Origin of the sequence: Microbacterium sp. SL62 (genome assembly GCF_026672635.1) — a bacterium.
GTDB classification, from domain to species: domain Bacteria; phylum Actinomycetota; class Actinomycetes; order Actinomycetales; family Microbacteriaceae; genus Microbacterium; species Microbacterium testaceum_A.
The window spans coordinates 706,753-726,927 of the sequence record NZ_JAPPRM010000001.1 but is presented as its reverse complement, the minus strand read 5'-3'; the positions used below and the strand labels follow the sequence as shown (position 1 = coordinate 726,927).

At 70.3% G+C, this 20,175-nt stretch carries 21 protein-coding genes; 13 read left to right on the top strand and 8 right to left on the bottom strand.

The annotated features are described in order from the left end of the window. The 12 genes from hpxO (at position 1) to OVA26_RS03360 (ending at position 9,244) form a co-directional block, all read left to right on the top strand. Positions 1 to 1,185 carry an FAD-dependent urate hydroxylase HpxO gene (hpxO, locus tag OVA26_RS03415; RefSeq protein WP_268102991.1) on the top strand — a complete coding sequence of 395 codons (1,185 nt, stop codon included), beginning with the start codon at positions 1 to 3 and terminating at the stop codon, positions 1,183 to 1,185. Between the two features lie 157 nt (positions 1,186 to 1,342). Next, a complete protein-coding gene (locus tag OVA26_RS03410; RefSeq protein ID WP_268102990.1) occupies positions 1,343 to 1,624 on the top strand; it encodes a hypothetical protein in 282 nt (93 codons plus the stop codon). Next, positions 1,621 to 2,124, top strand: coding sequence for a putative T7SS-secreted protein (locus OVA26_RS03405; RefSeq protein WP_268102989.1), 504 nt, complete (start codon positions 1,621 to 1,623; stop codon positions 2,122 to 2,124). Before OVA26_RS03410 ends, OVA26_RS03405 begins: the two co-directional genes overlap by 4 nt. Next, positions 2,121 to 2,888, top strand: a complete 768-nt coding sequence (locus OVA26_RS03400; protein ID WP_268102988.1) for a hypothetical protein — start codon at positions 2,121 to 2,123, stop codon at positions 2,886 to 2,888. The genes OVA26_RS03405 and OVA26_RS03400 overlap by 4 nt, the downstream gene beginning before the upstream one ends. Positions 2,889 to 3,115: 227 nt before the next feature. After that, positions 3,116 to 3,376, top strand: coding sequence for a hypothetical protein (locus OVA26_RS03395; protein WP_268102987.1), 261 nt, complete (start codon positions 3,116 to 3,118; stop codon positions 3,374 to 3,376). After that, positions 3,373 to 3,657 carry a WXG100 family type VII secretion target gene (locus OVA26_RS03390; RefSeq protein WP_268102986.1) on the top strand — a complete coding sequence of 95 codons (285 nt, stop codon included), beginning with the start codon at positions 3,373 to 3,375 and terminating at the stop codon, positions 3,655 to 3,657. The genes OVA26_RS03395 and OVA26_RS03390 overlap by 4 nt, the downstream gene beginning before the upstream one ends. A 165-nt stretch (positions 3,658 to 3,822) precedes the next feature. Continuing rightward, complete coding sequence (locus tag OVA26_RS03385; protein WP_056225526.1) at positions 3,823 to 4,173, top strand: carboxymuconolactone decarboxylase family protein; 351 nt, start codon at positions 3,823 to 3,825, stop codon at positions 4,171 to 4,173. Between the two features lie 4 nt (positions 4,174 to 4,177). Continuing rightward, the gene (locus tag OVA26_RS03380) at positions 4,178 to 5,521 is read left to right on the top strand and encodes a M20/M25/M40 family metallo-hydrolase (protein WP_268102985.1); all 1,344 of its coding nucleotides are present in this window, start codon (positions 4,178 to 4,180) and stop codon (positions 5,519 to 5,521) included. A gap of 200 nt (positions 5,522 to 5,721) precedes the next feature. Beyond that, entirely contained in the window at positions 5,722 to 6,804 is a 1,083-nt protein-coding gene (locus tag OVA26_RS03375; RefSeq protein ID WP_268102984.1) for an amino acid ABC transporter permease, read from the top strand. Next, positions 6,761 to 7,543 carry an amino acid ABC transporter ATP-binding protein gene (locus OVA26_RS03370; RefSeq protein WP_268102983.1) on the top strand — a complete coding sequence of 261 codons (783 nt, stop codon included), beginning with the start codon at positions 6,761 to 6,763 and terminating at the stop codon, positions 7,541 to 7,543. Before OVA26_RS03375 ends, OVA26_RS03370 begins: the two co-directional genes overlap by 44 nt. 157 nt (positions 7,544 to 7,700) lie before the next feature. Continuing rightward, positions 7,701 to 8,681: an ABC transporter substrate-binding protein gene (locus OVA26_RS03365; protein ID WP_268102982.1), complete on the top strand. Its 981-nt coding sequence runs from the start codon at positions 7,701 to 7,703 to the stop codon at positions 8,679 to 8,681. Between the two features lie 59 nt (positions 8,682 to 8,740). Further along, entirely contained in the window at positions 8,741 to 9,244 is a 504-nt protein-coding gene (locus OVA26_RS03360) for a GNAT family N-acetyltransferase (protein ID WP_268102981.1), read from the top strand. Positions 9,245 to 9,442: 198 nt separating this feature from the next. Here the strand turns inward: OVA26_RS03360 and OVA26_RS03355 are convergent, their stop codons facing one another. Next, positions 9,443 to 9,952, bottom strand: a complete 510-nt coding sequence (locus tag OVA26_RS03355; protein ID WP_268102980.1) for a GNAT family N-acetyltransferase — start codon at positions 9,950 to 9,952, stop codon at positions 9,443 to 9,445. Continuing rightward, positions 9,949 to 10,785: a DUF1684 domain-containing protein gene (locus OVA26_RS03350; RefSeq protein WP_268102979.1), complete on the bottom strand. Its 837-nt coding sequence runs from the start codon at positions 10,783 to 10,785 to the stop codon at positions 9,949 to 9,951. Before OVA26_RS03350 ends, OVA26_RS03355 begins: the two co-directional genes overlap by 4 nt. Before the next feature lie 139 nt (positions 10,786 to 10,924). Here OVA26_RS03350 and OVA26_RS03345 point away from each other — a divergent pair, with 139 nt between their 5' ends. Next, the gene (locus OVA26_RS03345; RefSeq protein ID WP_268102978.1) at positions 10,925 to 11,941 is read left to right on the top strand and encodes an LLM class flavin-dependent oxidoreductase; all 1,017 of its coding nucleotides are present in this window, start codon (positions 10,925 to 10,927) and stop codon (positions 11,939 to 11,941) included. A gap of 210 nt (positions 11,942 to 12,151) precedes the next feature. Here the strand turns inward: OVA26_RS03345 and OVA26_RS03340 are convergent, their stop codons facing one another. The 6 genes from OVA26_RS03340 to OVA26_RS03315 all read right to left on the bottom strand — a co-directional run bounded on the left by OVA26_RS03340 (position 12,152) and on the right by OVA26_RS03315 (position 20,051). Beyond that, positions 12,152 to 13,348 (bottom strand): aminotransferase-like domain-containing protein, encoded by a 1,197-nt coding sequence (locus tag OVA26_RS03340; RefSeq protein ID WP_268102977.1) that lies wholly within the window; start codon positions 13,346 to 13,348, stop codon positions 12,152 to 12,154. Continuing rightward, complete coding sequence (locus OVA26_RS03335; RefSeq protein ID WP_268102976.1) at positions 13,345 to 14,985, bottom strand: dipeptide ABC transporter ATP-binding protein; 1,641 nt, start codon at positions 14,983 to 14,985, stop codon at positions 13,345 to 13,347. Before OVA26_RS03335 ends, OVA26_RS03340 begins: the two co-directional genes overlap by 4 nt. Further along, the gene (locus OVA26_RS03330; protein ID WP_268102975.1) at positions 14,982 to 15,878 is read right to left on the bottom strand and encodes an ABC transporter permease; all 897 of its coding nucleotides are present in this window, start codon (positions 15,876 to 15,878) and stop codon (positions 14,982 to 14,984) included. Before OVA26_RS03330 ends, OVA26_RS03335 begins: the two co-directional genes overlap by 4 nt. After that, on the bottom strand, positions 15,875 to 16,891 hold the full coding sequence (locus tag OVA26_RS03325; RefSeq protein ID WP_268102974.1) for an ABC transporter permease: 1,017 nt from the start codon (positions 16,889 to 16,891) through the stop codon (positions 15,875 to 15,877). The genes OVA26_RS03330 and OVA26_RS03325 overlap by 4 nt, the downstream gene beginning before the upstream one ends. 65 nt (positions 16,892 to 16,956) lie before the next feature. Continuing rightward, positions 16,957 to 18,609, bottom strand: a complete 1,653-nt coding sequence (locus OVA26_RS03320; protein WP_268102973.1) for an ABC transporter substrate-binding protein — start codon at positions 18,607 to 18,609, stop codon at positions 16,957 to 16,959. A 26-nt stretch (positions 18,610 to 18,635) separates the two neighbouring features. Beyond that, a complete protein-coding gene (locus OVA26_RS03315) occupies positions 18,636 to 20,051 on the bottom strand; it encodes an FAD-binding oxidoreductase (protein WP_268102972.1) in 1,416 nt (471 codons plus the stop codon). Positions 20,052 to 20,175: the final 124 nt, after the last annotated feature.

Below are 20,175 nucleotides of genomic sequence, written 5' to 3'. Positions count from 1 at the left end.
ATGAAGGTCATCGTCATCGGCGCGGGAGTCGGCGGCACCTCCGCCGCCCTGGCCCTGCAGAAGCTCGGCCACGAGGTCGTCGTGTACGACCGCATGCGCGAGAACCGCCCGGTCGGCGCGGCGCTGTCGCTGTGGTCGAACGGCGTGAAGGTGCTCAACTGGCTGGGCCTCGGCCCGCAGGTCGCCGCCCTCGGCGGTCGCATGGACGACATGGCCTACTACGACGGACACACCGGCGAGGAGCTCTGCCGCTTCAGCCTCGCCCCTGTGACCGCGCAGACCGGCCAGCGTCCCTACCCCGTGGCGCGAGCCGACCTGCAGCAGCTCATGATGGATGCCGTGGGCACCGAGAACCTCAGGCTCGGGATGCCGCTGACCTCGGTGTCCGAGACCGACGGGGTGGTCACCGCCACCTTCGCCGACGGGTCCGTCGACACCGCCGACCTGCTGATCGGAGCCGACGGCGCCCGGTCGCTCGTGCGGGATTACGTCACCGAGCCCACCGGCATCCGCCCCGAACGTGCCTACTCGGGATACGTCAACTACAACGGCCTGGTGGCTGCCGACGAGCGGATCGGACCGCTCGATCAGTGGACCACCTACGTCGGCGACGGCAAGCGCTGCGCCGTCATGCCCGTTGCGGGCAAGCGTTTCTACTTCTTCGTCGACGTGCCCGGACCATCGGGGGTGGTCGAGGACCGCATGGCGGCTCTCGAGCACGCGTTCGGGTCGTGGGGCGCTCCCGGGGTGCGTGCGCTGCTCGACGGCATCGACCCCGACGAGTCGCTCAACCGCGTCGAGATCTGGGACATCGACCCCTTCGACACCTGGGTGCGGGGGCGCGTGGCGATCCTGGGAGATGCGGCGCACAACACCGCCCCCGACATCGGGCAGGGCGCGTGCTCCGCGCTCGAGGACAGCTTCGCGCTCGGCATCGTGTTCGCGACCTCGACCCTCGGCGTCGAGGACTCGCTGAAGCGCTACGAGCGCATCCGCACCGAGCGGGCGGGCGACCTGGTGCTGCGCGCCCGCAAGCGCGCGCACGAGACGCACGCCTTCGACGTCGCCGCGACCCAGGCCTGGTACGACGGCCTGCGCCGCGAGGACGGGACGGGCGTGATCCGCGGCATCGTCGGCAACATCGAGGGCAGTCCGGTCGAGCTGGGTGCGAGCGTGCTGCGCTGACGGCCTCCGGGGCCGCGATGCCGTTCCGATGGCGGGCCTGGGATGAGGCTGCCCCGGGCGGGAGGGGAGGGGCGCGTTTCACCCGGGTGAATTTCGGAACGAAGAGTCCAAGCACTCCCGCTGACGGCGCTACCCTCATCGGCGAGAGGGGGCTCTCGTGTCGAAATTCTCCGTCGATCCCGAGGCGCTGCGGACGACCGCCGCACACCTCGAGGGCGTGCGCGACTCCGCTGGCGCGTTCATGGAGACGTGTCCGGCAGACGTGGGCCACGCCGACGTGGCACGGTCGGTCTCGCGTCTTGCGGTGGACACGGCGGATTCGTGGAAAAGCGCGGTCGAAGATCTCGCCCATCTCGTCGAGCGGCTCCGACAGAGCGCCGATCTCTACGAGAGGACGGATCGAGATGTCGTCGTGCCCGGCGGGGCGGTCCCGAAGTGAGTGAACTCGGGCAGACGTCCGACCCCGTCGACCTCATCCCCGGATCGGTGAGCGGTCTCGATGAGTTCGTGTGGCAGTGGCGTGAGCGCGCTCGTACTGCTGGCGAGATAGCCGCCCAGCTTACGAGACTCCCCGCGCCGGAAGGCTGGGAAGGGACTGCCGCGGAGGGCTTTGCAGCCCGCCTCCCCGATGTCAGCAGTCAATGGCAACAACTCGGGAAGTCATTGAACACGGCAGCCGACGCGCTCGATGAATACGCAACCGTACTCGGGTGGGCACAGCAGAAGGCGGGCGATGCCATCGCCATGTGGCAGGCCGCGCAAGCGCAAACGGCCGAGGGAATCGAGAGCTACCGGCAGGCAGAACGCCAGGCGGGCGCGACAGGCATCGTTCCTTTTATACAGACGCCGGCGCAGCAACCCGAAGTGACGCGCAAAGCCTGCTCGCCTACGCCCGGTCTGAGGTACGAGACGCGGGCGACACCGCCGCGCATGCGGTGACCGCCATCACGCCGCCGGAAGCTCTCACGTGGGAAGGGGCCGGCGCGCTCTTCTTAGGAGCGCTCGTCGTTCAAGGCCAGATTCACTGGGACCTCCTGGCGAATCTGGTGAACGGTACCGCCTCGGTCGGCAATGCCATCTTGCGCAATCCAGACGCACTCCTCGCTCTCCTGGGTGGCGGGGCGATGATAGTCGGCGGCGGTGCGACAGCTCTCGGTGGTGGAGGGCTGGCCGCGACCGGGGTGGGAAGCGTTCCGGGCGGGGCTGCGGTCGTCGGTGGCGTCGCCGTCGCGGGGACCGGCGGCGCGTTGGCGGCCGCGGGCGCCTCGAAGCTGGCCGGTGAGGCAACCGGCAGCGCCGGTGTCATGCTGATGGAGAAGCAGCGTGGGGTCGACCGTGGCGATGGGCGCGACGATTACGGACACTTCGCGCCCGGGCAAGGCAATAAGCCGTGGGTGGATAAGGAGAAGCAGGGGCTGGACGAGATCGAGAACGAGCTTGGCGAGAAAATTGTCAGGTTGAAGGCTCGCAGTTCTCTCGAGGGGTCTCCCCAGCAGCGATACTTTGACGGCTACTACAAGAACGCTGACGGCAGCTATACGGCCGTCGAAGTCAAGAGCGGCAGCGCGTTGGATAAATATCTGCGAAACGAGGGGAATCAGAAAGCATTTGACGAGGCAATCTCCCCGGAGAACCCGGCGAGCGTGACGTTGAATGGCGAACGAGTCTCAATCACAAACGTGCGCGTGCAGAGAGTGGAGTGAATACGATGGGCTTTTACTACACAGTGGATGGTCAACGCTCGGGCGAATTCGTAGCGGACGTCAGGCCTCCGAGAGCGATGCTCGAGCGGTTGCTGAGCTTGATGAAACCCGGGGGGCGATCGACACTCCTCTTAGCCCCAATCCCTGACGGGAATGACTTCCTCACGTATTTGCATAAGCAGGGCGGCAGTCCCGTCTACCTGCAGTGCGCGGGAACCTCCGACGCTATGACGATCGAATGGCACAAAATCGACGAAGACGGCCAGGACAGGCACTACATCGTTGGCCACGGCGGCGACCACTCCAGAGAGCCCTCCGTCGACATCCCCTTCTTCGACGGCACACGCAAGGCCACCGTGTACCCCGACGAGGTCTTCGCACTCGACGAAGCGACCGACATCTTCTTCCACTACTACGAGACCGGTGAGATCCCGTCCGGCTACGAGCTGCGCTGGTACGACCTCACCTGGCCGAAACCACAGCCATGACCATCCGATTCGATGGCGACCGCCATGCCCAACTCGTCGAGGTGCTTCGCGACGCGACCGAGTCCATCGGACGTCACCTCGAGAGTCTCGACGCAATTGTCGCGGCGGGAAGAGACGAGTGGACCGGGGACGCGAGGACGGCGTACGACACCGCCCATCGACAATGGTCGCAAGCGCTCGAGCGCATGAATGCGAACCTAGACGATGCCGCGTCGGGTATGGACGCGGCGCGCTCGGCGTTTGAGACCGCGGAAGCCTTGGTTACTCGCCTCTGGGGATGAGCATGACGACCGTGCGGGCTGCCCTCCCCGTCCGTCACCTCGGCGAAACCGCCACCCTGAGCGCGACGGTATGTCACCGTGTGACGCGCCCCCGCCTTCCCCGGCGACCCCGCGTGGCACCGTGGAGGCGACGCATCCGTACCGCTCACGCCGCCGGGAGGCCCCATGTCCGAGTATTTCGACCGCACCGCCGACAAGACCTTCACCAAGGTCTATAAGGCGGAGACGCCCGACATCCTCGCCGCGTTCGCCGCGTTCGACCAGGCCGTGTTCGCCCCCGAGGGGCGCGCGATCCCGCTGAAGTACCGCGAGCTCATCGCCCTGGCCGTCGGCATCACGACCCAGTGCGTGTACTGCATCGACGGGCACTCGCAGAACGCCGTGAAGGCGGGAGCCACCGAAGCCGAGCTCGCCGAGGCCGCCTGGGTCGCGACCGCCATCCGCGCGGGCGGCGGCTACGCGCACGGACGCCTGGCGTTCAAGCTCGCCGACGACGCCCGCCCCCACGAGCACTGACCCCGTGACGGAAACGCCGTCGCCCCGGGCCGCCGCGACCGGAGCATCGCAGCCCGGTCCCCTCGAGATCGAGGCGCTCGAGCACATCCGCGCCCTGATCCGCATCGACAGCGTCAACACGGGTGAGGCGGCGACCATCGGCGACGGCGAGACGCGCGCCGCGCTCTACGTCAAGGAGCACCTCGACGAGGTCGGCTACGAGACGGTTCTGGTCGAGCCCCGCCCGGGGCGCGCGAGCGTGGTCGCCCGGTTGGCCGGTTCGGATCCGGATGCCGGAGCCCTCGTCGCCCACGCGCACCTCGACGTCGTGCCGGTCGACGCCGAGGACTGGACGCACCCGCCCTTCGGCGCCGAGATCCACGATGGCCTGCTATACGGTCGCGGGGCCGTCGACATGAAGGACTTCGCCGGCATGCTGCTAGCCATCGCCAGGGTGTTCCGCCGCGACGGGGTCGTGCCGCGGCGCGACCTGATCTTCGCGTTCTTCGCCGACGAAGAAGCCGGGGGCGTCTGGGGCGCGCGATGGCTCGTCGAGAACCGCCCCGAGCTCTTCGCCGGGGCCACCGAGGCGCTCAGCGAGGTCGGCGGCTTCTCGATCCCCCTGCCCGACGACCGCCGCGCGTACCTCGTCGCCACCGCGGAGAAGGGCGTGACGGTCGCCACGCTGACCGCCCGCGGAGCCGCGTCGCACGGCTCCCGCCCCACCGCCGACAACGCAGTCGTGCGCCTCGCGCGGGCCGTGGCCGCGGTCGGCGAGCATCGCTTCCCCGTCGTGCGGACCGCGACGCTCGAGCGCTTCCTCGAGGTCTACGGACGCGCCAGCGGTGACCCCCTCGACGGCGACGATCTGTCTCGCCTGGGGTTCTCGGCATCCGTCATCGATGCGGGAGCACGCAACACGGTCTCGCCGACCGTGCTCACGGCCGGGGGCAAGATCAACGTCATCCCCGCCTCGGCGAGCGCGACGCTCGACGTGCGGGTCGTGCCCGGGCAGGCGGACGCGCTGCGCGAAGAGCTCGCGGACGTCGTCGGCGACGACATCGAGATCGCGTGGTCGCGGTACATCCCGGCGATCGAGGCTCCGGCTGAGGGGCGGCTGGTGGACGTGCTGCAGGATGCCGTGACCGCCGAAGACCCCGACGGCACCGTCGTGCCGTACCTGCTGCCCGCCAGCACCGACAACAAGCACCTCAGTCGTCTCGGCATCCGGGGCTACGGTTTCGTGCCGCTGCGCGTGCCGGCCGACTTCGACGTGTTCGGGCAGTTCCACACGGCCGACGAATGCGTGCCGGTGGAGGCCCTGTTCTTCGGGACGCGCGTGACGGCGCGGATCCTGCGCGACGCCTAGGGCCGGCGTCCGCAACCGGCGACCGTACCGCCCCGAGGGCGTCGACCGCCGACGTGTTACCCCGCGCGGCGGTGGGTTTCGGTGCGTGGCGGGGCGTTTCGACGTGTGAATCGGCGCCTCGCGGGCCGTTCGACCCCGTCATAGCGTTTCGGTCACCCACCGGCACCCCGTGCCGTTTCGGAAAGCCCGAGGAGCACGTCATGACCACCACCGCGCCGGCCCCCGCCGACCGCTCGACAGCGCCCGCGACGGTGCCCGGGTCGACCGCCAAGGTCGATCTCGGCACCATCGCCGTCGTGCCCACCCGTCACTGGTGGCGCTGGATCCTCAGCGCCCTGCTGTTGTTCGTCGTCGCCCAGTTCGCCTGGAGCCTCGTGACGAACGACCGCTACATGTGGGGGACGTTCGCGCAGTACTTCTTCTCGGAGCCGGTGCTGATCGGCATCGGCTACACGCTCTCGCTCACCGTGATCTCGGCCGTCGTCGGCTTCTCGCTCGGCACGCTGCTGGCCCTCGGCCGCCTGTCGGCGTCGCCGCTGCTGGCATCGGTGGCGTGGGGCTACATCTGGTTCTTCCGCTCGGTGCCGCTCGTCGTGCAGATCATCGTCTGGTACAACCTCGGCTACCTCTACCCGACGCTGGGACTCGGCACCCCCTTCACCACCGACTTCTGGATCGTGGAGTTCCCCACGGTCCAGCTCGTCAGCGCGTTCGCCGCCGCGATCCTCGGACTCGGGCTGCACCAGGCCGCGTACTCGGCCGAGATCATCCGCGGCGGGCTCGTCTCGGTCGACCCCGGTCAGCACGAGGCGGCGGCGGCGCTCGGGATCCCGGCATCCCGTCGTCTTTTCCGCATCATCCTGCCGCAGGCGATGCGCTCGATCGTGCCCAACGCCACCAACGAGATCATCGGGCTCGTGAAGGGCGCGTCGGTCGTCTTCGTCATCGCCATCCCCGAGCTGTTCTACGCCGTGCAGGTGATCTACAACCGCAACAGCCGCGTGATCCCGCTGCTGCTGGTCGCGGTGGTCTGGTACACGCTCATCACGACGATCCTGAGCATCGCGCAGTACTACATCGAACGGTATTACGCCCGCGGCTCGGCCCGGGCTCTGCCGCCGACTCCGGCGCAGCGTGCACGCACCTGGGTCAGCACGCAGTGGGCGCGGCTCGGCGACTCGCCCGCTCCCCGAGAGGGCCGGATGCCGAGACCCCCGCCGCCCCGAAGGGAGGCCGGGCATGAGCGCGGTCACCGCCACCCGCGGACTCGTCGAGGTGCATAACGTGCGCAAGAGCTTCCACGGCGTCGAGGTGCTGAAGGGCATCGACCTCACCGTCGAGCCGGGCGAGGTCGTGGCCCTGCTGGGCCCGAGCGGCTCGGGCAAGTCGACGCTGCTGCGCACCATCAACCACCTCGAGACCGTGGATGCCGGCTCGGTCACGGTCGACGGCGAATTCATCGGCTACGAGTTGCGCCACGGGAAGCTGCACGAGCTGCGCGAGCGCGAGATCCTGCAGCGGCGGACCCAGGTGGGGATCGTGTTCCAGAACTTCCACCTCTTTCCGCACCTCACCTCCCTCGAGAACATCACCGAGGCACCGCTCGCGCTCAAGCGCCTGAGCAAGGCCGAGGCCCGCGAGCTCGCCCTCGGCCTGCTCGACCGGGTGGGCCTCGCCGAGAAGGCCGACGCCTACCCTCGCCAACTTTCGGGCGGTCAGCAGCAACGCGTCGCGATCGCCCGCGCCCTCGCGCTGCAGCCGAAGGTGCTGCTGTTCGACGAACCGACGAGCGCCCTCGACCCCGAGCTGGTGGGCGAGGTGCTCGACGTGATCCGCGACCTCGCGAAGCTCGGCACCACGCTGGTCATCGTCACGCACGAGATCGGCTTCGCCCGCGAGGTCGCCGACCGCGTGGTCTTCCTCGACGAGGGCCGCATCGTCGAGGAGGGCACGCCCGACGAGGTGCTCACCCGACCGCGGCACGCGCGCACCCGCGAGTTCGTCGCAAAGGTTCTCGGCTGACGCGTCGGCTCCCCCGGTGGCTTCGACAGGCTCGGCCACCTCGCCACCCAGGTCCCTGAGCCGTCGAAGGGACCGGAACCCGCAGCGCACCGACCCACCAGACCCCGCGACGCGACACCGGCGACGCGGCATCCACACCCTCACAAGGAGACACAGCATGGCACTCAGCAAGAAGCAGGGCATCGCCCTCGGCGTGATCGCCGCAGCCCTCGTCGCCGTCGTCGGCGTCGGCGTCACCATCGGCCTCAATCGACCGGCCGATGCGGTCGCGGCGCCCGAGCCCTCGGCATCCGCCACGAACACCCCTGCGGAATGGGTGCACACCGACGCCGTGCCCGACGCCGTCGCTGCCTTGAAGGCGAGCGGCTTCACCCCCATCGAGCCGGGCAAGCTGACGGTCGCGGTGGGCGCCTTCACCCCGCCGCTCAGCTACGTGCCCGAGGGCGAGACGTTGCCGTCGGGCACCGAGCCCAATATCGGTTCGCTCATCGCCGAGGGCCTCGGCCTCGAGTACAACCCGGTCGTGGTGGCGTGGGCGGACTGGCCCCTCGGCATCCAGTCGGGAAAATACGACCTGATCACCGCCAACGTCACGGTGACCGAGGAGCGCAAGGAGCTGTACGACTTCGCGAGCTACCGGCAGGACCTGCTGGGCTTCGCCGTGCGCGCCGACAGCTCGATCGCGAAGATCGAGACCGCCGACGACATCTCGGGGCTGAAGATCGTGGTCGGCTCGGGCACCAACCAAGAGAAGGTGCTGCTGAGCTGGAACCAGGAGCTCTCCGCCGCCGGCAAGACCCCCGCCGACCTGCAGTACTACGACGACAACGCCGCAGCGACCCTCGCCCTGCTCTCGGGCCGCGTCGACGCGACGTTCGGGCCGAACGCGACCGCCGCGTGGGCGGCGCGCGACACCGGTGAGACGAGGGTCGTCGGCGTGGTTCCGGGCGGGTACCCGCTGCAGGCCGACATCGCCGCGGGTACCAAAAAGGGCAACGGCCTCGTCAAGCCCGTGCAGATCGTGCTGAACGGCCTGATCACGAGCGGAAAGTACGCCGAGGTGCTCAAGGCCTGGAACCTCGACTCCGAGGGCATCTCGACCTCGCAGATCAACCCGCCGGGACTCCCGAAGTCCTGACTCGCCGGGGCCCGGTCTTTCGAGGCCGGGCCCCTCGCACGCCTGATGGAATGGATGCCATGACAACAACCCTCACCGTCCGACTCGTGGCCCCGCACGAGTACGCGGAGGCCGGGCGGATCACCGCCGAGGCCTACCGCGCCAGCTACGACGGGCTGTCGGAGGCGTACCTCGCCTCGCTCGCCGACGTCTCCGGCCGGGTGGAGCAGGGCGAGGTATGGGTCGCGCTCGACGGGGACGGGATCGTCGGCACGGTGTGGACCCCGCGGCCCGGCGAGCGGCTCTCGCCCCTGGCCCGCGAGGGTGAGCTCGACTTCCGCCAGCTCGCGGTGGCACCGTCGGCGCGCGGCCGCGGCGTCGGCGAGCTGCTCACGCGGCACGTGCTCGACCTCGCGCGCGAGCGTGGCGCGACCCGCGTGGTGATGAACATCGGCCCCGAGATGCTCGGCGCGCACGCGCTCTACGCGAAGCTCGGCTTCCGTCGCTTGAGCGAGCGCGAGTATCCGGTCGAGGTGGAGCCCGGGCGGTTCCTCGACCTGCGGGCGTTCGGGTTCGACCTGTAGAGCGCGGCGCACAACCTCCGCGATCTGCACAGACTCCGCCGCCATCCCCCCGATCGGGCTGAGGTTGCGCGGATCGCTGAGCGAGCAAGGGCCCGCGACGCGCGGCGCCGGGCGCGCAACCTCAGCGATCCGCGCACACTCCGTCGGCATCCCCCGATGGAACTGAGGATGCGGGATCGCTGCGCGAGCGCGCGCGGCTCAGTCCGTCAGCACCTTCTCGAAGCACCGAGAGGCCGGGAACCGCAGATATGGCGGATAGATGTCGATCGGGCGGTACCCGAGCCTCACGTACAGGGCGATGGCCTCGGGCTGCCGGTTGCCCGTCTGCAGGATGAGCCGCGCCGCGCCGCGCTCCCGACCGAGGCGTTCGAGCTCGCTCATGAGCGCCTGGCTCGCACCGCGACCGCGCGCGCGGGGGTCGACGAAGACGCGCTTGACCTCAAGCTCGTCGCCGAGCTGACGCAGCGCAGCATGACCGACCGCGACGCCCTCGGCATCCCGGACGAGGATCACCTCGACCATCGTGACCGGGTCGACGGCGAAGTCCTCGGCCAGCAGGGCGCGCGTCTCGTCGTCGAAGGCCGCGTACACCTCGGCGTAGCGCGGGCTGATCTCTTCGTCCATCGCCGCGCGCAGGGCCACGGCCCGCTCGTCCTCCCACGGGACGTTCTCGATCGCCCATGCGCCGATCGTCGTTCGACCCGTCATGAGCGGGCCGCCTGGATGCCGGCATCCGTCGCCACTCCCTCAGCGCGGGACAGCGGCGTCTTCTCGCCCGCCTCGACGGCGAACGGCAGACGGTTCTCGGCCGGCGGCAGGGGGCAGGTCGCGAAGTCGGTGTAGGCGCAGGGGAGGTTCGTCGCGCGGGTGAAGTCGATGACGGTGCGGCCCTCGGCGTCCGGTGCGGTGACCGTGACCGACCGGTTCGCCGCGTACGTCGTGACGCCGCTGGTGGCGTCGGTGAAGAGGACGAGGAGCTCGCCCGGTCGATGACCGGGAAAGGCGACGAGGCGATGAGAGACGCCGTCGAACTCGAAGGCGAGCTCTCCCGGCGCGTCGTAGACGTGCGTCAGACCGTCGACGGCCGCTCCGACTTCGTACGCCCGTGGGTGGGCGTACGCCTCGAACCGCACGTCGATACGCCAGCGGGGATCGGCCGGATAGGCGGGAGTCCCCGCGTACCGCGACAGGTAGGCCGCGTCCGGCCGGCGGGGTCGGAGGAGGTCGCGGCCACCCCGGCGGGCCACCTCGATCACCCCGCCATCGAAGCCGACGGTCACGTCGCCGCGCTCGTCCAGGGGACCGAACGCGAACCGGCCGCGCAGCGTCCCACCCTCGACCTCGAGGGATTCCCCCTCCGCGAGATCGACGACGGGCCCGTCTTCCCCGGTGTGCCAGATGCCCGGAAGGCCCGGGATGCCGGCGGGCCGCTCGCCCAGCCAGTACAGGCCCGTGATGGCCAGGAATCCGTGGGGGTCGGCACGGCGACGCTCGTGCGCCTCGTGCCAAGCGGTCCACTGCTCGGCGAAGTTCTCGGTCATCGTTCTCCCTCGAGGACGGGTCCCCTCCAGCATGCATCGCGACGCCCGTCTCGGGCGCGCGGGGGGAAACGCGGCGTCACCCGCTGTCACGCTTCGTCGCGGTCGCGCCCGGCGTGGCCCGCGGGTCTAGCGTGACGGTGTGACTCGCCCGCTGCGCTCCCTCGGCTTCCTCACCATCGGCCTCTTCGATCGCGACGACCCGCGCACCGGCCACGAGACGACGCTGTCGATCATCGAGCGCGGCGAGCGGCTCGGCTTCGACAGCGCGTGGCTGCGCGATCGGCACCTGCAGTACGGCATCTCCTCCCCCGTCGCGGTGCTCTCCGCGGCCTCGCAACGTACGAGCCGCATCCGTTTGGGGACCGCGGTGATCCCGCTCGGATGGGAGAACCCGCTGCGCCTCGCGGAAGACCTCGCGACCGTCGACGTGCTCTCGGGCGGGCGCCTCGAGCCCGGCTTCTCGGTCGGACCGCCCCGACGTCTCGACGAGATCGCCCCCGCGCTCTACCCCGACACCGCCGACCACGAGGACTTCGGGTACGAGCGGCTGGCCCGACTGCGCCGTCTTCTCGCCGGAGAGCGAGTCAGTCCCTTCGCCGGCAGAGAGGGGATCGAGGAGTACTCCGAGCGGGTCGAGCCGCACTCCGCGGGTCTTGCCGATCGGCTCTGGTACGGCGCAGGAAGTCCCACCTCGACGACCTGGGCGGCCGCGAACGGCTTCCACCTGCTCACCAGCAGCGTCATCCAGTCGGTGCACTCGACCGACTTCGACGCCGAGCAGGACGCGCAGATCCGCCTCTACCGCGAGACGCACCCCCACGGGGAGAACGCGCGGGTGTCGCAGGGGCTCGTCGTGGTACCGACCGACACCGCCACGCCCGAACAGCGCCGACGCTATGAGGCGTACGCCGAGTCGCGGCGCGGGAGGGTCGGCATCCCTCAGGGGCCGCGCGGGCTGCTGTTCGCGGAGGACCTCATCGGCACGTCGGAGCAGATCGCTGAGCGGCTGCTGTCGTCGCGGTCCTTTCCGCAGGTCGACGAGGTCGCGTTCGCGCTGCCGTTCGATTTCGCTGCGGCTGACTACGAGCAGATCCTCGAGGACATCGCGGGGCGCCTCGGGCCGCTGTTGGGGTGGTCGCCGGCGGCCGCGTCATAAACTCAGCGATCTGCGCCGGCTCCGTCGGCACCGTTCGACGGGGCTGACGGGGTGAGGAACGCGGAGGGTATGGGGCGGCGGGCGCGGCGGCAGGGTTCGCGCGCACAAGCTCAGTCATCTGCACAACCTCAGTCACCAAGGCCCCGACTCGACTGAGGTTGCGCGAATCGCGGAGGTTGCGCGAACCGCGGACGAGAGACGCGCCCGGCGTCAGCGCTGCCGCGCCACCGCCCGCCCCAGCCGCGCTGCCGCCTCGCGCAGCCGCTCCTCGGATGTGTCGCCGTATGCCAGGCGCAGGTGGCGGTTGGCATCGGTGCCGGGGCCGGAGGGGAAGAACGAGCCCCTTTGATACTCCACGCCCTCAGCGCTCGCGTCGGCGGCCAGGCGGTCGGGGTCGATGCGGTCGTCGCGCAGGCGTGGCCAGAGGAACAACCCGCCCTCGGGCACGGTGACCTCGAACTCCCCGGGGGCTTCGGCCTCGAGCGCCTCGGCCAATGCGCCGGCGCGGGTCCCGTACAGCGACCGTGCGCGCCCGAGCACGCGGTCGAAGAGCCCCGCGTCGCTGGTCAGCACCTCGGCGATGACGGCCTGCACGAACGTCGATGAGTGCGAATCCTGGCGACTGCGGAGGGCCACGGCATCCGGGATCAAACGCTCCGGCAGCACGACCCAGCCCAACCGCAGGCCGGGGCCGAGGGTCTTGGTGAAGGTGTTGACGTGGATGACGTGATCGGACTCGTGGAACGGCGTGAGCGATCCGGGCTCGCCGGCGAAGCGGAGCTCGCGGTACGGGTCATCGGCGAACACGACGAACCCGTACCGCTCGGCAAGGTCGACCAGCTGGCGCCGACGCGCGGTGGGCAGCGACGACTGCGAAGGGTTGTGGAACTCGGGCACCGTGTAGACCGCGGCCGGGCGCGCACCGGCGCGCAGCTCGGCGGCCAGCGCGTCGACGTCGAGACCCTCGGCACCGACGGGAATGGGCAGCACCCGCGCATCGGCCAACTGCAGACCGCGCAGGAACAGCGGGAACACGGGATTGTCGACCGCGACGAGGTCCCCCCGCTCGAGCACCGCCTGCACGGCGATCGCCAGACCGTGGAAGCCGCCGTTGGTGATGAGCACCCGCTCGACGGCGACCCCCTCGCGCGCGGCGATCCACTCGCGCAGCGCCGGAATGCCCTCGGTCCGCGAGTACTGCAGCGCGGGCGCCCCCGGCTGCGCGAGCACGCGGGCGGTCGCCTCGGCGAGTTCCGCGGTGGGCAGGACGGAAGGATCCGGGATGCCACCGAGCAGCTCGATCGCGTCGGGTCGGCGATCGCGCAGGGTCTGGTCGCCGAATCCGCTCGGGGCGGTGAACGCCTCGATCAGCGCGGGGCGGGCACGGGTCGGGGAGAGCAGGGTCATCGGGGGCTCCGGGGGTGGGGGGACGGGATGGCGTCGACCAGCGCGCGCGTGTCGTCCTCACGCGGGTGCGAGAGCACGTCGGCAACGCGGCCGGCCTCGAGGACACGGCCGTCCTTGAGCACCGAAACGGTGTCGGCGATTTGGCGGACCAGCGCCAGGTCGTGCGAGACGAAGAGGTAGGTGAGGCCGCGCTCGCGCTGCAGCCGGAGGAGCACGTCGAACACCCCCGCCTGCACGGTGACGTCGAGGGCCGAGGTCGGCTCGTCGAGCACGATGACGTCGGGTTCGAGCACGAGGGCGCGGGCGATCGCGACGCGCTGACGCTGGCCGCCCGACAGCGCGTCCGGGCGACGGCGGGCCAGGTGGAGCGGCAAGCCGACGGCATCCAGAGCCTCCGCCACTTTCGCCGCCCGGTCGGCGCGCGTGCCGATCCGGTACTGGTCGAGCGGCTCGCGCACGATCCGCCCCACCCTCCACGAGGGATCGAGTGAGGTGAAGGGGTTCTGGTAGACGAGTTGGAGGTGGCGACGGATGCCGCGGAGCTCAGCGGCCGTGCGCCCGGCGATCTCCGCTCCGTCGATGAGGATCTGCCCACTGTCGGGGGTCTCGAGCCCCAGGAGCACCCGCACCGTCGTGGTCTTGCCGGAGCCCGACTCCCCCACGAGGGCGTGCGTCGTGCCGGCGGGGATGCGGAAGGAGACGTCGGCCACCGCCGGGCGGGCGGCATCGTCGAAGGACTTCGACACCCCGCGCACCTCGATCCGGGACGAGGTGGTGTCGGTGGTCCACGCGTCGACGCCGCGCTCGTCGGCGTCGCGGCGATAGCGATCCGGGTTCAGCGCCGGCGCGTCGGCCTGCAGCTGCCGTGTGTACGCCGAGGCCGGAGCAGCGAACACCGCTCGGGTGGCGCCGGCCTCCTGGATCCGTCCCTCCTTGAGCACCACGATCTCGTCGGTGCGTTCGGCCGCGATCGCGAGGTCGTGCGTGATGAGCAGCAGGCCGATACCGAGTTCTCCGCGCAGCTCGTCGAGGAGGTCGAGGATGCGCTTCTGGATCGTCACGTCGAGGGCGCTCGTCGGCTCGTCCGCGACGAGCAGCTCGGGGCGCGGCAGCACCGCGAGCCCGATCAGCACGCGCTGGAGCATGCCACCCGAGAGCTGATGCGGGTACGAGTCGTACACCCGGACCGGACCGGGCAGACCCACTCGGGCGAAGACGTCGAGGACGGCCGCGCGGCGGTCGGGGGCGTCGGTCAGCGCGGCCGCCTCGAGCGCCTGCGAGCCGACGGTGCGCACCGGGTTGAGCGCGTGCGAGGGGTCCTGCGGCACGAAGCCGATGCGGCGCCCGCGGAACGGGCGGAACCGCGCCTCCGACAGGCCCAGCAGCTCCTGCCCGTCGAACGCGACGCGACCCTGCGCCTTCCCCGCGCCGCGGGGCAGCAACCGCAGCACCGACCGCGCGATCGTCGACTTGCCCGAACCCGACTCGCCGATGAGCGCAAGACTGCCGCCGCGGGGGATCGCGAACGAGACCTCGTGCACCACGGGGGTGCGACCGTACGCGACGGAGAGATCCTCGACCCGCAAGAGGGAGGTCGCCGTCGGAGCGTCGGGGAGCGAGGGAACGGCGAGGGTCATGACGTCCTCCGGAGCCAGCGGCTGATGCGGTTGATTGAGAGCACGGTCGCCACCGCGACCAGCGCGGGCCAGACGACGAGCCACGGCGCGCGCGGGTAGTCCTTGCCCGCCGAGATGAGCAGACCCCAGTCGGATGCCGGGGGCGGATCGCCGTAGCCGAGGAAGGCGAGCCCCGCGATCACGAGGATCGACAGCCCGAACTGCAGCACCGCGAGCGGGATCAGCGAGCGCGAGGCGTTGGGAAGCACGTGCCGGAACAGCACGTGAAGGGTCGACCCGCCCTGGAGACGTGCCGCTTCGACGAACACCGAGGAGCGCACGCGCAGCACCTCTGACCGCATCACGCGGGCGAACACCGCCACGGCCGAGACGCCCGTCGCGATCGCGGCGTTGATGGTCTGGAACCCGAGCGAACTGACGATCACGACCGCGAGCAGGAACGCCGGGATCGCGAGCAGCACGTCGACGAAGCGCGCGAGCACGACGTCGGTCCAGGATCCGAGGTAGCCCGCGAGAAGGCCGATGAGGCCGCCGACGACCACCCCGATCCCCACCGCGACGAGAGCGCTCGTGACCGAGGATTGGGCGCCGAACACGATGCGCGCGAACAGGTCGCGACCGAGGTGATCGGTGCCGAGCAGGTGCGCCGCGCTCGGCGGTTGCAGCTTGTCGGCCGGCACGCCCTGCGCGGGGTTCTGCGACGTGAAGAGGGTCGGTGCGAGAGAGAAGGCCAGCACCACGGCGACCACGGCGAACGACACGAGGACGCTGACCGGAACGGCGAGACGGATGCCGCGGGCCCGGGCGAGCAGTCCCCCCGGGGCGGATCGCGGCGGAGAACTCGGCGGGGCGGGGCGCTCCGTGCGTGCGGCGGCGAGGGGCGCGGAGGTCATACGATGCTCACTTCCTCGCGCAGCAGCGGCGCGGGATCGTCGCGGGGCCCCGCGGTGGCCGTGCGTCCTCGCGCGCCGATCGACACGCGGGGGTCCAGAAGGGGGTAGGCCAGGTCGGCGAGGAGGTTCACGATCACGAACACGATGGCCGCGAGCGAGACCACCGCCTGCAGCACCGGGAGATCCTGTCCCGCCACGGCCTGCTCCACGAGGGTGCCGAGGCCGACCCGACCGAAGATCGCCTCGGTGATGAGAGCGCCACCGAGCAGCTCACCGACGATCAGCGCCAGCACCGTCACCGTCGGCAGCGACGAGGGCTTCACCAGGTGCCGCGCGAACAGCGCGCCCTGGCGCAGGCCGCGCGAGCGGGCGACCGCGACGTACTCCTGCCGCGACTCGTGATCGAGGGAGGCGATCAGCACCTCGGCGAGCTGAGCGGACACCGGGATGCCGAGAGCCACCGCCGCGAAGAAGGTGCCCCACGGCGTCTCGGTGTCGATCATGCTGAACAGCCCGAGACCGAAGGCGAACACGTGGATCAGCAGGAGGCCGATCACGAAGTTCGGCACGGACAGGAACAGCGACGGTAGCGAGCGCAGCACGCCCTGACCGAACCGCGGCGGCAGGAACTGCGTGCCGTAGGCGATCACGACGGCCAGTACGACGGCGACGAGCAGCGCCACCGCCGCGAGGCTGAGCGTGGACCCCAGCGCATCGAACACGAGTGTGCTCACCGGCAGGTTCGACCGCAGCGACACGCCGAGGTCGCCGACCAGGAAGCGCCCGAGCGACGACCCGAGCTGCACCCACCAGGGCTGGTCCAGCCCGTAGTACGCGACGATGCGCGCGATGTCGTCTTCGGTGAAGCCGTTGTCGGGATTGCGCAGGGTGCTCGTGATGGGGTCGCCGGGCAGGATGCTGATCACGACGAACGTGAACAGGTACGCCAGCAGCACGACGACGATCGCCTGACCGGTGCGCCGCAGCGCGAAGCGGCCGTAGGTGCGGAGCATGCTCTCTCCTTTCGTTGACGAGGGCCGGGAGGGATGGATGCCGCGCACCCACCCCTCCTCGGACGTCAGCCGTTGAGCCAGGCGTCCAGGTAGTACGCGTACGCGAGGCCGTTGTAGCTGACGCCGCTCACCTCCGGGGCCTGCACGTACACGCGCTGCACGATCTGCGTCAGCGGGACGAAGTAGGCCTGGTCGAACACGTACGTCTGCAGTTCGTCGGCGACCTTCGCGCGGGCGTCGCGGTCGGTGGCCGTGGCGATGCGCGTCGACAGGTCGTTGAGGGTGGCATCCGAGGTGCCGAGCTTGAACCAGTCCTCGTCGCCCTTCTTCTGTGAGGTGAGGACACCGGCGACGGTTCCGACGTCGACGAAGCTGCGGGTGATCTCGGTCGCCGGCACGGTCGCGTTGCCGATGACCTTCTGGCCGTAGGTGGGGACGTCGTAGGTCTCGAGGTTCACCTCGAAACCCAGGGCGGTGAGCTGCTGGTCGACGAGCTCATCGACCGACTGCGAGGCCTGTAGGTAGGGGTTCGGGTACAGCGTAAACGACAGCTTCTGGCCGTCTTTGGTGCGCACGCCGTCGGCGCCCTTCACCCAGCCGGCATCATCGAGCAGGGCGGCGGCCTTCTCGGGGTCGTACGCGAAATCGGCGGTGTGATCGGTCGCCTCGGGCACGGTGCTCTGGAAGAACGACTCGGCCGCGTGCCAGTCCGAGGTGTAGACGGTCGAGAGGATCTCGTCGCGGTCGATGCCGTGCTGCACCGCTTTCCGCACCTTGATGTCGTCGAACGGGGCGACGGAGGTGTTCAGGGCGTAGCCGTTGACGAATCCGAGGTAGCGGGGCGTCTCGACGGTCAACCCCTCCTGCTTGAGCGCCTCCAGATCCTGCGGACTGGCGTTGTACGCCACCTGGGCCTGGCCCGACTCGACCGAGGCGGTGCGCAGCGTCGGCTCGGCGACCTGCTTGTACGTGATCGTGTCGAGGTAGGCGGCGCCCTCGTGTCCGACGGCTTCGGGGCCCCAGTTGTAGTCGTCGCGCTTCTTCAGGACGACGCTGTCGCCCTCGGCGACCTTCTCGACGACGAACGGGCCGCTGCCGATGTCCTTCGTGAGGTCGGCCTGCTGATCGGCGGGGAGCGCCAGGGTCTCGGGCGAGAGCAGGATCGAGCCGTGGTACGCCAGCGTCGGGATGAAGCTGAGCGTCGGGGCCGAGAACGAGACCGTGACCGTCGTGGCATCCACCGCCTCCGCTCCCTGATAGTTGGCGGAGGGGAACAGACCGATGCGGTTGATGCCCTCGTCGGGGCGTCCCTTCGCCCAGATGTCGAGATTCGCGACGACCGCGGCGGCATCGAGCGGCGTGCCGTCCGAGAACGTGACGCCCGACTTCAGGTGGAGGGTGAACTGCGTCTTGTCGGCGTTCTCGTCCCAGCTCTCGGCGATCCAGGGGCTGAGGTTCCCCTCGGCGTCGACGTAGACGAGCTTGTCGGTGACGTTGCCCCAGATCTGGCCCTGGTAGCTCGAGATCGAGCTGTTGTTCGGGATCCAGGTGGCGCCGAGAGAGTCGATGAGGAAGACGAGGTCGCCGCCGGTCTTCGGCTCGGCGTCGGCGGGAGCTGCTGTCGACGCGGCACCGCATCCGCTGAGCAGGACGGCGCCGACGGTGAGGGCGGAGGCGAGGCCGAGAAGGCGTCGGCGGGGACGGCGGGCGAAGGTCATGGGAATCCTCGGGCTGTGGGGACGGGTTACAGGGCTTTGCCGGGGTTGAACAGACCGGCGGGATCGAGCGCGTTCTTAACGGCGAGCTGCGCCTCGCGCACGCGCACGGAGAGCTCCTCCGCGGCGAGGGCGCGCTTGACGGTGCCGATGCCGTGCTCACCGCTCACGGTGCCGCCAACGGCGAGCGCCGCGCGCACGACCGCGTCGGCGGCGTCGTGGACGGCGGCCGGCACGGCGGTGGGATCGACGCCCGCGGGGATGGGCAGCGAGATGACCGGGTGGAGGTTGCCGTCGCCCGCGTGCGCGACGGCGCTCACGTCGACCCCGAACCGGTCGGCGATCGCGGGGAACCTCGCGAACACCTCCGCGATGCGCGACTTGGGCACGGCGACGTCGCCCCCGGCGAACCACGTGTCCGCGTCGAAACGTCGGCCCGAGCGTCGCAGTTCCCAGAGGGTCTCGGCATCCGTCTCGCTCTCGACCTCGACCCGTGCGCCGGCCGCGACGAGCGCAGCGGTCAGCTCGGCGGTCTGCTCGTCGATGCCGAAGCCGTCGAGTTCGATCAGCAGGAGGGCGGCGCCCCGGGCGCGCAGGCCCGAGTTCTGCGCGGCGTCGATGCCGTCGAGGGTGATCTCATCGAGGAACTCGATGACGCTCGGACGAACGCGCGAGGCCGTGATCGCCCCGATGGCCGCGGCACCCGCGGCCGTGGAATCGAAGAACGCCGTGAGCGTCCGGCGCGCCACCGGGAGCGGGCGGATGCGCACGGTCGCCCCCACAACGATGCCGAGCACCCCCTCGGACCCGACGAACAGCGAGACGAGGTCGAGCCCCGTGACGCCCTTGATCGAGCGGTGTCCGACCGAGACCAGGCTGCCGTCGGCGAGCACGACGTCGAGGGCGAGAACCGACTCGCGCGTGACGCCGTACTTGGCGCACCGCAGGCCCCCGGCGTTGGTCGCGATGTTGCCGCCGATGGTCGAGATACGCCAGCTCGCCGGGTCGGGGGCGTAGAACAGGCCGAGGGGGGCCAGTCGCTCGTTGAGCGAGGCGTTGAGAACGCCGGGTTCGACGACGGCGACCTCGTCGGCGGGCGACACCTCGACGATGCGGTTCAGCCGTTCGGTCGAGACGACGAGCTGCTCGGCACGGGCGGTCGCGCCGCCCGAGAGACCCGTGCCGGCCCCGCGCGGCACGATGCTGACGCCGTGGCGGGCGGCGAGACGCACGAGCTGCCGAACCTCGGTCACCGAGGTGGGGAACGCCACCGCGGGGCCGTCCGTCACGGGGGCGCCCGTTCGTGGAGCGGTGCCGGCGTCGAACGAGAACTCCGCCGTCACCGCGGAGGGTGGGCGAACCTCGATGCCGGGCGCCTCGTCACGCAGATCGTCGAGCAGGGCGAGCACGCCCGTGAACGGGGCGATCGCGGTGGGGACGCTCATGGCAGCACCTTTCAGACGGGACGGGAGTGCAGCCGAAGCTAGGCGGAACCGGACGAGCGCTCATCCCGAGCGACACCGTCCGTCGCGAGACGTCACCGATCGACATCGTGTGTCGCGCGGCGTC

What these genes read in the sequence shown, in the direction of transcription:
- hpxO (WP_268102991.1), top strand. Translation starts at nt 1, where the DNA reads ATGAAGGTCATCGTCATCGGCGCGGGAGTCGGCGGCACCTCCGCCGCC.
- OVA26_RS03320 (WP_268102973.1), bottom strand. Translation starts at nt 18,609, where the DNA reads ATGACCTTCGCCCGCCGTCCCCGCCGACGCCTTCTCGGCCTCGCCTCC.
- OVA26_RS03350 (WP_268102979.1), bottom strand. Translation starts at nt 10,785, where the DNA reads ATGACCGAGAACTTCGCCGAGCAGTGGACCGCTTGGCACGAGGCGCAC.
- OVA26_RS03390 (WP_268102986.1), top strand. Translation starts at nt 3,373, where the DNA reads ATGACCATCCGATTCGATGGCGACCGCCATGCCCAACTCGTCGAGGTG.
- OVA26_RS03340 (WP_268102977.1), bottom strand. Translation starts at nt 13,348, where the DNA reads ATGACCCTGCTCTCCCCGACCCGTGCCCGCCCCGCGCTGATCGAGGCG.
- OVA26_RS03375 (WP_268102984.1), top strand. Translation starts at nt 5,722, where the DNA reads ATGACCACCACCGCGCCGGCCCCCGCCGACCGCTCGACAGCGCCCGCG.
- OVA26_RS03370 (WP_268102983.1), top strand. Translation starts at nt 6,761, where the DNA reads ATGAGCGCGGTCACCGCCACCCGCGGACTCGTCGAGGTGCATAACGTG.
- OVA26_RS03325 (WP_268102974.1), bottom strand. Translation starts at nt 16,891, where the DNA reads ATGCTCCGCACCTACGGCCGCTTCGCGCTGCGGCGCACCGGTCAGGCG.
- OVA26_RS03385 (WP_056225526.1), top strand. Translation starts at nt 3,823, where the DNA reads ATGTCCGAGTATTTCGACCGCACCGCCGACAAGACCTTCACCAAGGTC.
- OVA26_RS03365 (WP_268102982.1), top strand. Translation starts at nt 7,701, where the DNA reads ATGGCACTCAGCAAGAAGCAGGGCATCGCCCTCGGCGTGATCGCCGCA.
- OVA26_RS03355 (WP_268102980.1), bottom strand. Translation starts at nt 9,952, where the DNA reads ATGACGGGTCGAACGACGATCGGCGCATGGGCGATCGAGAACGTCCCG.
- OVA26_RS03315 (WP_268102972.1), bottom strand. Translation starts at nt 20,051, where the DNA reads ATGAGCGTCCCCACCGCGATCGCCCCGTTCACGGGCGTGCTCGCCCTG.
- OVA26_RS03360 (WP_268102981.1), top strand. Translation starts at nt 8,741, where the DNA reads ATGACAACAACCCTCACCGTCCGACTCGTGGCCCCGCACGAGTACGCG.
- OVA26_RS03395 (WP_268102987.1), top strand. Translation starts at nt 3,116, where the DNA reads ATGACGATCGAATGGCACAAAATCGACGAAGACGGCCAGGACAGGCAC.
- OVA26_RS03330 (WP_268102975.1), bottom strand. Translation starts at nt 15,878, where the DNA reads ATGACCTCCGCGCCCCTCGCCGCCGCACGCACGGAGCGCCCCGCCCCG.
- OVA26_RS03335 (WP_268102976.1), bottom strand. Translation starts at nt 14,985, where the DNA reads ATGACCCTCGCCGTTCCCTCGCTCCCCGACGCTCCGACGGCGACCTCC.